Below are 10946 nucleotides of genomic sequence, written 5' to 3' on the forward strand. Positions count from 1 at the left end.
TGACGAGGGTGGTGCCGCGGTAGATCCGGTAGCCGGTGACGGCGGTGTTGTCGCTCGAGGCGTTCCAGCGCAGGTCGATCGCCGAGGAGCCGGACGCGGACGCGGTCAGGCTGCCCGGAGCAGACGGCGCCTGAGTGTCGGTCGAACCGGAGGTGCCGGGCCAGGTGTAGGTGGCGACAGCGTTGGGCGGCACGCTGTGGGCGGCGTACTGGCCGTTGAAGGCGATGGTGAAGTTCTGGGTTCCGCCGCCGGTGTTGGTGACGACAAGGGCGTGGCTTCCGTCGGGGTTGCGGAAGGCGACGTTCTCGAGGCCACCGGTGTTGTTGGAGGCGATGCGGACGGCGCCAGGGCGTACGAAGCGGCTCATGTGGCCGATGGCGTAGTACTCGGCGTTACGGGTGACGGTGGTTCCGTCGATGGCCAGGACACCGGTGCACATGCCGGTGGGGTCGAGGCCGCAGCCTCCGTTGACGGGCTTGCCCTGGGAGTCGAGGGCGAGGTTCCAGTTGATTACGCCACGTGCCCAGTTGCGGCTGGCGCCGATGTGGACGTTGCGGGTGTGCCACTTGAGGGTGTCGGAGAAGTACTGGGCGAAGGTGTCGTTGACGCCGTGCCAGCCGGAGGCTTCGGTGAGCCAGATGTCCTTGTCGGGGAAGGCGTCGTGCAGGGCGTTCTGGGCGCTGACGTTGCCGGCGTAGTGGTGGTAGCCGGTGCCGTCGATCCACTTGGCGGCGCTGCCGCGCAGCGCGTCGTAGGGGTAGTTGGGCTCGGGGTCGAGGCCCATCTCCTGGGCGTCGGCGAGGTCGTCGGGGTGGAGCGACCAGTTGTGGTCGTAGGAGATGATCTTGACGTCGCCGAGGCCCGCGGTTTCGAGCATCGGGCCGAGCTCGTTGATGACGGCGTTCTGGTGGGCGACGGGCAGGTCCGTGCCGGGGTAGGAGTCGGGCGTGCGGTTCTGCGGTTCGTTCTGGACGCTCAGGGCGAAGACGGGAACCCCGGCGGCCTTGTAAGCCTGCACGAACTTGGTCAGGTACAGGGCGTAGGAGCGGAAGTAGGCGGGGTCGTTCTTGACCTTCCCGCCCTCGAGGCTGCCGTTCTCCTTCATCCAGGCCGGGACGCTCCAGGGGCTGGCCATGACCTTCAGGTTCGGGTTGAGCTGGCGTGCCTGGCGCAGCAGAGGCAGAATCTGCGCTTCGTCGTGGGCGATGCTGAACTCGGACTGATCGAGGTCGGTCTGTCCGGCGGGCAGGTCGTTGTAGGTGTAGTGCGGGCCGTCGACGTAGTCGGAGGCGCCGATGGGCTGGCGCAGCAGGCTCATGCCGATGCCCTCGCTGGGGCTGAACAGCGAGGTCATCACCTCATTGCGCTGGGCCTGGGGCAGGTCGTAGAGCAGGGAGGCGGAGGAGTCGGTCAAAGACGCGCCGAAGCCGTCCATGGTCTGGAAGGTCTGGGCGGGGTTGACGGTGATGGCCTGGCCGCCGGGATTGGTGTCCTGGAACTGGACCGCGGTGCCGGGCTTGAGCAACTGGGCGCGGTCGGGGGTGGTGATCCAGGAAGAGACTGTCGGTCCGACGGCAGCCTGTGCGGTGCCGGCGGACAGGGCGCCTGCGCTGAGCAGGCTCACCACGGTGGCGCCGGCGGCCAGCCACGCCGTCCGTCGGCGGGCCCTGAGGGGAGTTGGGGGCATGTGCGACTCCTGAAACGAGAGTGCGGCTCGTGCGGGGGGGGGAAAGGCAGGGGCGCCGTCGGGTGTGCGACAGGGCGGTAAAGCGGCCGTGTCGGCCGTGGCGCTCATGAGGTGCGGTGACGGCGCTCTTCGGTAAGGGAGAAGTAGACGTCGGCCTCATGTCCCCGTCAAGACATAAACTCAAGTGGATCGCACAACCGACCGTCCCGGTACACCTCGTGGACTCTTTGCGTTCCGTCAGTTCCCCAAGCTCGGCTGGTCGTTGGATGTGGCTTCTATGCAGGTCAGTCCTGCTCGTGGGGGCATGCCTGGCGAGGCCCCTCGGCGGCGCCGACACATCTGGCGGGGATAGATTTTTTCTCCCAACGCACGGGGTGCCGAGGCGTCATCGCTGCGCCTTCCTTCACTACATGTAGGCCCGGTAGGGCCCAGTGAAGACTGGCGGCTGACGCGTCATCCTCCGATCGAGTCACCCCATTGCGCTTACCAAGTGAGTGGTAAGTGTGCTTCCCTAGGCGGAACGGGGGGCTCTCCAGGGGCGGTCCGCAGGCCGGGCCGCCCCTGGATGATCGCATTTGCGCTGTTCGAAGCAGCCCCGCCCTTGCGGTCCAGTCGCACCGAGGTGGTCGGCAGGGCTTGCTGCCTGTCACCCCGTAAGGCGCGCCGGGTGGGCTGCCGCAGTCGCACACTCCTGCCCGCCCGGCCCGCCCGAACGGGCTGAAGCCGTTCGGATGGAGGGCGCAGACGCTCTCTGGGTTCAAGTAATGCAGAGAGCGCTCTCGGAACCCTGTCGGGGACCGCTGGAAGCGCCCGTCAACGGGGTATGCCGGGACCGAACTTCCGTGGGGCGAGGGCAGCCAGCAGGGAGGTGACGACCAGGTCGGTGGAAGCGGCCATGTCCACGGCCTCGGGGTCCAGTAGCCACTGCACCTGCAGGCCATCCATGACCGCGATGATGGCATTGGCCGCCGCGTCGGCCTCCTCTGTGCGGGTTTCGGGCAGATCGCAGGCTTGGCGCAGAGCGTCGGCAACGAAGCTGCGCAGGCCGGTGTAGCGGTCGCGGAAGTAGTCCTGGGCGGGGTGGCTGTCGGTGACGGACTCCGCCGACAGCACCGTGTAGAGCCGGACGATGCCCTCCCGTTCGGCGTTGCGCAGGGTGGTGTCCACGAGGTGGCGCAGGAAGTCGAGGCCCTCGGGGCGGGTGGGACCCTGCTGCTCGATGTCTCTTTGGTCGCGCAGTTCCAGGACGCTGGTGAGCAGTAGGGCTTTCGAGCGGAAGTAGTGCAGGACGCCGGCCTGGGTCAGCCCTGCCTGCTCGGCGATCTCGGCGAGCGAGGCGTTGTTGTAGCCGCGGGCGGCGAAGGTGTCGGAAGCGATGTGCAGGATCTCGCGCTGCCGCTGCTTGGCCTCGGGGCTGCGCGGCGTGCGGGGGCGTTGGGCACGGGGCGGTCTGCTCACGGGTGGATTGCTCACTCGGCACACCTTAAGCCGCCACCCTGCGGGGATCGTCGTTCCGCAGAAGTCAGGACAACTTTGTGATGTAGACCACTTACTAACCACTCAGTGAGTGTGCTTTCATTTCGCCGTCACCCCGACGCAACACCGCCGTCATGGCCGGAAGGACACTCATGGCCCCGCCCCCCTCCGCTGTCGCCCCCGCCGCACCAGGAGCCGCACCTGCGTCTTTTGGCACGGTCGAGGAGAGCAGGTGGGCCGCGATGATCTGCGGCTTGGACCTGGAGTCGAAAGTGCGGCTGCTGACCGGCGCCTCTCTCTGGGCTCTGCCCGAAGAGCCCCGCCTGGGCCTGCACTCGGTGGTCACCTCCGACGGACCTCAGGGTGTGCGGGGCACGGGCGAGACTCCGGGCGAGACGGGGCTGCTCGCCCCGGCCCCCAGCGCGATGGCCGCCACCTGGGACGCCGCGCTGGCCGAGCGGCTGGGGGGCCTCTTCGCACAGGAAGCCCGGCGCAAGCATGTCGACGTGGTACTGGCCCCGCTGGTGAACCTGCAGCGCACACCGGTCGCGGGCCGGCACTTCGAGTGCCTGTCCGAGGATCCGCTGCTGACCGGCGTTCTCGGCGCGGCCCTGGTACGGGGGCTGCAGGGCAACGGGGTTGCCGCGTGCCTGAAGCACTTCGTGGCCAACGACTCGGAGACCGACCGCACCCACTACCGCTCCAGGGTCGGTGCCCGCACGCTGCGCGAGGTGTACCTCGCGCCGTTCGAGCGCGTCCTGGCGGACGCCGGGCCGTGGAGCGTCATGGGCGCGTACTCCGGCGTCGACGACGGTGTGGAATCCGCGCCGATGCTGGAGCACCACCGCCTCATGACCGGTGTCCTCAAGGGGGAGTGGTCGTACGACGGGACGGTGATCAGCGACTGGGCCGCCACCCGTACCGCGGCCCCGTCGGCCAACGCCGGCCTCGACCTCGTCATGCCCGGCCCGGACGGGCCCTGGGGCGAGGCCCTGCTCGAAGCGGTCCGCCACGGCACCGTGGACGAGGCCGTCATCGACGACAAGGTCATGCGCCTGATGCGACTGGCCGCCCGGGTGGGCAAGCTCACCGCCCCGTGGACGCACGGCGGACAGCCGCCGCAGCTGCCCGATGCCGCCTCACCTGCCGCAGTGGGGGAGGCCGACTTCGCGATGCTGCGGGAGGTAGCGACACGCGGCACGGTGCTGCTGCGCAACGAGAGGGGGCTGCTGCCCCTCGACGTCGGCCGGCTCACCCGGGTTGCCCTGATCGGGCCGAACGCCGTCCAGCCCTACCTCCAGGGCGGAGGCAGCGCCTTCGTCCCCGCCGTCCGCACCGTCACCTTCGAGGACGGCCTGCGTGCAGCACTTCCCGAGCCCGGGGGACTGACCGTGCACCGAGGCGGATCGTCGCGTCGGCACGCACCGTTCATCGACCCCTCGCGCGCCTCGGCCCCGGACGGTATCGCCCAGGGCGTCCGGGCGGACTTCATCGACCGCGACGGCAACATCATCACCAGCGAGGTCCGCTGCACAGGCAACTGGGGCGGCTTCGGCCGGGTCCCCGACCTCGCCGAACGAGTCGTGCTCACCAGCCGGGTCACGCTGGTGGAGCCTGGCACGCATGTGCTCGAGTTCGGCTGCGCCGGCCGGTTCACCGTCGAACTGGACGGGCAGACGATCCACACCGGCGACGACGACCGAGGCGTCGAACTGGTGCTGGAGTCCAGCCACAGCCACCCCGCCACCCACCGTCACACCGTCCAAGTGTCCGGCACCCCGCTGAAACTGGACCTGCGGATCGACCTGCGGGTCGTCGACGGGGACGGCTACGGCCGATTCGTCACGGCCCATCTGCGTCACCAGCCGCCCGGACCCACCGTCGAGCAGGAGATCGCCGACGCAGTCGACGCCGCCCGTCACGCGGACGTCGCGGTCGTCGTGATCGGCACGAACGAAGAGGTGGAGTCGGAAGGCTGGGACCGCCCCGGCCTGGCACTGACCGACCAGCAGCACCGCCTGGTCCGCGCGGTCAACGCCGTCAACCCGCGCACCGTGGTCGTCGTCAATGCCGGAGCGCCGGTCCTGCTGCCCTGGGCCCAGCAGGTACCCGCCCTGCTGTGGGCGTGGCTGCCGGGACAGGAGGCCGGACACGCACTGGCCGACGTCCTGTTCGGCCACGCGGAGCCGGCCGGGCGCCTTCCCTGGACCCTGCCGGCCCGTGCCGAGGACGTGCCCGTGCCCGACGCCATTCCCGTGGGCGGCGTGGTCGAGTACACCGAAGGCATCCACATCGGCTACCGAGCCTACGACCAGGCCGGCATCGAACCCGCCTTTGCCTTCGGCCACGGTCTGGGCTGGACCACCTGGTCCTACGACAGTGCTCAGGCCCAGGAACTGTCCGTCCCCGCCAGCCTCCCAAGCCCCGCGGGCGGGGACGGCCTGCACATCTCGGTGAACCTCACCAACACCGGCACCCGACAAGGCCACGAAGTGGTCCAGGCATACCTCGAATCCCCCGGCGACGGCATCGACAGCGCCGTCCGGCCGCTCGCGGCCTTCACTACGCTCGCCGTTCCCGCCGGTGAAACCGCGTCAGCGACGCTGATGGTTCCGCTGCGCGCCTTCCAGACCTGGAACGACCAGCACCACCGCTGGATGAACCGCAGCGGGCGGCACCGCCTGCGCATCGGGCGCTCCAGCAGGGACCTGCGCCTCAGTCTCGACATCGATGTGGAGGAGGACGGCACCACAACCATCATCCGCCCCGGCCAGCTCCCCACCTGACCTCACACCCGTCGGCACCGCAGATCCAGGCCCCGGTACCGGTATACAGCCACCGACGAACAGCACCGCCCCGAACCACAGGAGTGATGAGCATGTCCCGTACCACCCGCACCGCCGCAAGAGCCACCTCCGTCGCGCTCGCCGCGATGCTGCTGGCCACCGCCTGCGGACGCTCCGGCGACTCCGGCCCGGACAAGGAGGCCGCCGCCCTGGGCGGGGGGCCGGCCAAGGGAAAGATCACCATGTGGTCGATGGGCGACGCGGACCCGACACTGGAAGGTCTGGCCAAGGAGTTCGAGAAGCAGAACCCCGACGCAGACGTGAAGATCACGCCCATTCCCTGGGATGCCGCTCACGACAAGCTGACCACCGCGATCGCCGGCGGCAACGGCCCCGATGTGTCCCTCATCGGTTCCACGTGGATGGCGGAGATGGCCGCCATGAACGGCTTCCAGGCCACTCCGGACGAGATCAAGCCCGAGGCGTTCTTCCCCGGGCAGTGGGACACCACCAAGTACCAGGACACCGCCTACGGCGTCCCGTTCATCGCCGACACCTCAGTCATCTACTACCGCACCGACATCGCGGCCAAGGCCGGCATCACCAAGCCCGCCAACGACTGGGACGGCTTCTACAAGAACCTCGAAGCCATTCAGAAGACCGCGGGCAAGCAGAACCCGAAGCTGCGCTATGCCTCCGGTCTGCAGACCGGCTTCAACGCGTGGCTGTTCTGGCTGCCGATGGTGTGGCAGAGCGGCGGCGACATCTACGACCCGCAGGGCAAGAAGTTCACCTTCGACACTCCCGAGGTCGCCCAGGCCCTGGAGTACTACGGCAAGATCTTCAAGAACAAGATGGCGCCGACCGACAAGACCGACGGCCAGCAGGGCTTCCACGACGGCCTGATCGCCACCCTCCAGCAGGGCGCCAGCGTCGGCGGCAACCTCCACAAGGACAGCCCCGAACTCGACTCGAAGTGGCAGACCATGGCCCTGCCGGCGAACAAGCAGGCCGTCGGCCTTGCGGGCGGAAGCGACCTGGCCGTCTTCAAGAGCAGCGACAACAAGGACGCGGCCTGGAAGTTCGTCCGCTTCCTCACCGAGGCGAAAAACCTCGCCAGCTACGGAGTCGGAACCGGGCAGCTTCCCGCCGCTCCCGGCGCGTGGAGCGACCCGCGCATGGCCCAAAACCCCAAGCTCGCTCCCTTCCGGGACCAACTGGAGGTCACCAAGGCCCCGCCGGCCATCACCACCTGGCAGCAGATCGGCTCCACGATCGACTCCGAACTGGAGAAGCTCGCCCTCGGCAAGGCCACCCCGGCCGACGTACAAAAGGCACTGCAGTCCAAGGCCACCTCCATCGGCACCGGCCGCTGAGCGGCACACGCACGGACGAAAGACACCGCCATGCCTTCCACCAAGCCCCCCGGGCGCGGTGAGACGGCGGCACGGACCTCGCGGGCACACTCGCCCGCGGGATCCAGCCGGCGTCGCACCACCTCCTCGACCACCGCCCGCCGGCAGGGCCGCGCCGCCTGGACACTCGCGGCGCCCTTCCTGCTCCTCTTCGCGGTGTTCATGCTCCTCCCGGTCGCCTGGTCGCTGCTGATGAGCGTCACCGACACCAAGAGCGCGGACCTGCAGACCCCCTTCGCGGTCGGATTCGTCGGCCTGGACAACTACACCAAGCTGTTCCAGGATCCGGTATTCTTCACCGCCCTGCGCAACACCGGTGTCTTCGTCCTGTTCGGCCTGCCGCTCACGCTCGCCGCCGGCCTCGCGGCCGCAGTCGTCCTCGACCGGGGCATCCGCCGCTTCCGGGCCGTCTTCCGCGTCGGCTTCTACCTCCCGGTCGTCACCAGCATCGTCGCCATCGCGGTGGTATGGAAGACACTCCTCGAACCCCGCTCCGGACTGGTCAACACCGCCCTCGCGTGGTTCGGTATCGACGGACCGGCCTGGCTCGCAGACACCCGCTTCGCCCTCCCCGTCATGATCGTCATGGCAGTGTGGCGCAATCTCGGCACCGTCATGATCATCATGCTCGCCGGCCTCCAGAGCGTCCCACCGTCCCTGATGGAGGCCGCCGAGATCGACGGAGCCAACGCCTGGCAGCGGTTCTGGCGCATCACCTTCCCCCTGCTGCGCCCGGCGCTGCTGCTCACCTCGGTCACCACCGGCATCGGCTACCTGCAGTTCTTCGACGAGCCGTTCGTCATGACCCAGGGCGGCCCGCTCGACTCCACCCTGTCAGCCACCATGTTCTCCTACCGCCAGTTCGGCTACGGCAACTACGACTACTCCTCCGCAGCCAGCTACATCATCTTCGTGCTCATCGCCGCGCTGACCGTGCTCCAGTTCCGCGTGCTGAGGGAGCAGGACTGACCATGGCCACCTCCGCCACCCTCACCCCCCCGCGCGACAAGCACCACCGGCAGCGCGCGGCCCGGCAGCGCTGGGGCAACCCCTGGCTCTACCTCCCCCTGACCGGCGCCCTCTTCCTGATGGTCGTACCGTTCCTGTGGATGCTCTCCGGCTCCTTCAAGCCCGAGGCCGACATCCGCAAGGTCCCCCCGGTCCTCATCCCCACCAAGCCCACCACCACGAACTACACCGAGCTCTTCGACAATCTCGACTTCGTCGGAATGTTCACCAACTCCCTCGTCGTCGCGCTCGTCGTCACCGCAGGCAACCTGCTGTTCTGCTCGATGCTCGGCTACGCGCTGGCGAAGCTGGAATTCCGCGGCCGCAAAGCCGTCTTCACCCTCGTCCTCGGCACCCTCATGGTCCCGGGCCTGGTCACCTTCGTCCCCCTGTACGTGCTGACCACCAACCTGGGACTGACCGACTCCCTGCTCGGACTGATCCTGCCGTTCCTCGCCGCCCCGTTCGGCGTGTTCCTGATGCGGCAGTTCATCGGCTCCCTGCCAGACGAACTCATCGACGCCGCCCGCATGGACGGGTGCGGCGAGACCGCGATCTTCTGGCGCATCATCCTTCCGATGACCAAACCGGCCCTGGCCACCCTCGGCATCATCAGCTTCCTCGGCTCGTGGAACAACTTCCTGTGGCCGCTCGTCGTCGCCCAGAACGAAGAGCAGTACACCCTGCCCGTCGGCCTCGCCCTCGTCAGCAGCGGCCAGGACTTCACCCGCTACGGAATCCTCCTCGCCGGCGCCGCCGTCGTGCTGGTCCCCGTGCTGGCCGTATTCCTCCTCTTCCAGCGCCACTTCATCGCCGGAATCGCCACCACCGGCCTCAAGTAGCCACCGAACAGAACAGAGTCGCTTCATCCGGCCGCACGGCCCGGCGAAGCGCCCCCTCCAGGGACCTTGCCTCCCGTCCCTTCGAAGCCCCGGCCCCACAGGGCGCCCCACTCGCACCCGGGCGGGCCGGTGTACCACCCCCCTGTTGTCAGGAACACACCGAAGGAGAGCCGCATCATGTCCTATCCCCGCCCCAGAGCACGCGCCGCAGGCGTCGCGCTCGCCCTGGCCGTCGCCGGCCTCGGCCTCACAGGAACCGGAACCGCCCAGGCCGCCGACCCTGTCGCCCAGGTCTGGGTCACCACCCCCGACGGCACCAAGAAGCTCGCCTCCGAAGGCACCATCCCCTTCACCGCGACCCCGCAGACCGTCGACATACGCATCGACGCGAACAGCAAGGCCCAGAAGTTCACCGGTGCCGGCGCCTCGGTCACCGAAGCCTCAGCCCACCTCATCCAGAGCCTGCCTGCCGACAAGCGGGCCGACCTGATGAAGTCGCTCTTCTCCCCCAGCGAGGGCATCGGCCTGAACTACCTGCGTCAGCCGCTGGGCAGCACCGACTTCAACTCCGGCGGCTTCTACACCTACGAGGACACTCCCGGCCAGTTCTCCATCAGCCGCGAACAGCAGGAAATCATCCCCGTCCTCAAGCAGGCGACCGCCCTCAACTCCTCCATCCGGTTCATGGGCTCCCCCTGGTCCCCGCCCGCCTGGATGAAGACCGGCAACTCGCTCAACGGCGGCGAGCTGAAGACCGACCAGTACCAGGCATACGCCGACTACCTGGTCAAGGCGATCAAGGCATACGGGCAGCAGGGCATCACCCTCACCGACCTCACGGTCCAGAACGAGCCCGAGTTCGCCACCAGCTACCCCTCCATGAGCATGACGTCCTCGCAGCAGGCCGAGTTCTTCAAGGTCCTCGACCGCACCCTCACGGCCCACAACCTGCCCACGAACCTGCTGGCCTACGACCACAACTGGGACCACCCGAACTACCCCATCGAGGTCTTCAACTCCACCCAGGGCATCAGCCGCATCATCGGCGCCGCCTTCCACTGCTACGGCGGCGTCCCCTCCGCACAGCAGCAGATCGTCAACGCCGGCAAGCGCGTCTTCTTCACCGAGTGCTCCGGCACCGACACCACCAGCACCTTCGCCGACACCCTGTCGTGGCACGCCGAGAACCTCGTCGTGCAGAACATGCGCAACGGCGGCGAGACCGTCATCAACTGGAACCTCGCCCTCGACCAGAACGGCGGCCCCCACCAGGGCCACTGCACCACCCGCTGCAACGGCGTCGTCGAAATTGCGAACGGCAACGTCACCCGCGGCGCCGAGTACTACGTGCTGGGCCACGTCGCCAAGTTCATCAAGCCCGGTGCCACCCGCATCGGCTCCACCAGCCAGGGCGCCGGAGGCGTCCAGAACGTCGCCTTCCAGAACCCCGACGGAAGCCGCGCCGCCTACGTCGTCAACACCGCCACCAGCGCCCAGCGCATTTCCATCACTGACAACAACCAGTCCGCCGCCTACACCCTCCCGGCTGGCGCCGTCGCGACGCTGACCTGGCAGAACGGATCGAACCCCGGTGACACGCAGGCGCCGTCTGTTCCCGGTGGCCTCGCCGCGACCGCGTCCGGCTCCTCGGCGATCGACCTGCGCTGGAACGCCTCGAGCGACAACACCGCCGTCACCGGCTACCGGATCTACCGCGGCACCACCCTCGCCG

At 68.4% G+C, this 10946-nt stretch carries 7 protein-coding genes; 5 read left to right on the forward strand and 2 right to left on the reverse strand.

What is annotated here, in order from left to right:
- Together V1J52_RS25860 and V1J52_RS25865 are read right to left on the reverse strand one after the other, a co-directional pair.
- A partial coding sequence (locus V1J52_RS25860; RefSeq protein WP_330142399.1) for a glycoside hydrolase family 30 protein occupies positions 1 to 1687 on the reverse strand: 1687 nt, incomplete at its 3' end.
- Between the two features lie 813 nt (positions 1688 to 2500).
- Positions 2501 to 3160, reverse strand: coding sequence for a TetR/AcrR family transcriptional regulator (locus V1J52_RS25865; protein WP_330142400.1), 660 nt, complete (start codon positions 3158 to 3160; stop codon positions 2501 to 2503).
- Between the two features lie 245 nt (positions 3161 to 3405).
- On the opposite strand from V1J52_RS25865, the gene V1J52_RS25870 reads away from it, so the two are divergent.
- The 5 genes from V1J52_RS25870 to V1J52_RS25890 form a co-directional block, all read left to right on the forward strand.
- On the forward strand, positions 3406 to 5949 hold the full coding sequence (locus tag V1J52_RS25870; protein ID WP_330142401.1) for a beta-glucosidase: 2544 nt from the start codon (positions 3406 to 3408) through the stop codon (positions 5947 to 5949).
- 92 nt (positions 5950 to 6041) lie between these two features.
- Positions 6042 to 7325 carry an extracellular solute-binding protein gene (locus V1J52_RS25875; protein ID WP_330142402.1) on the forward strand — a complete coding sequence of 428 codons (1284 nt, stop codon included), beginning with the start codon at positions 6042 to 6044 and terminating at the stop codon, positions 7323 to 7325.
- A 30-nt stretch (positions 7326 to 7355) separates the two neighbouring features.
- Complete coding sequence (locus tag V1J52_RS25880; RefSeq protein ID WP_330142403.1) at positions 7356 to 8333, forward strand: carbohydrate ABC transporter permease; 978 nt, start codon at positions 7356 to 7358, stop codon at positions 8331 to 8333.
- 2 nt (positions 8334 to 8335) lie between these two features.
- The gene (locus V1J52_RS25885; RefSeq protein WP_330142404.1) at positions 8336 to 9214 is read left to right on the forward strand and encodes a carbohydrate ABC transporter permease; all 879 of its coding nucleotides are present in this window, start codon (positions 8336 to 8338) and stop codon (positions 9212 to 9214) included.
- 177 nt (positions 9215 to 9391) lie between these two features.
- A partial coding sequence (locus V1J52_RS25890) for a glycoside hydrolase family 30 protein (protein WP_330142405.1) occupies positions 9392 to 10946 on the forward strand: 1555 nt, incomplete at its 3' end.

The sequence above is a fragment of the Streptomyces solitudinis genome, assembly GCF_036323765.1.
Lineage (GTDB): Bacteria > Actinomycetota > Actinomycetes > Streptomycetales > Streptomycetaceae > Streptomyces.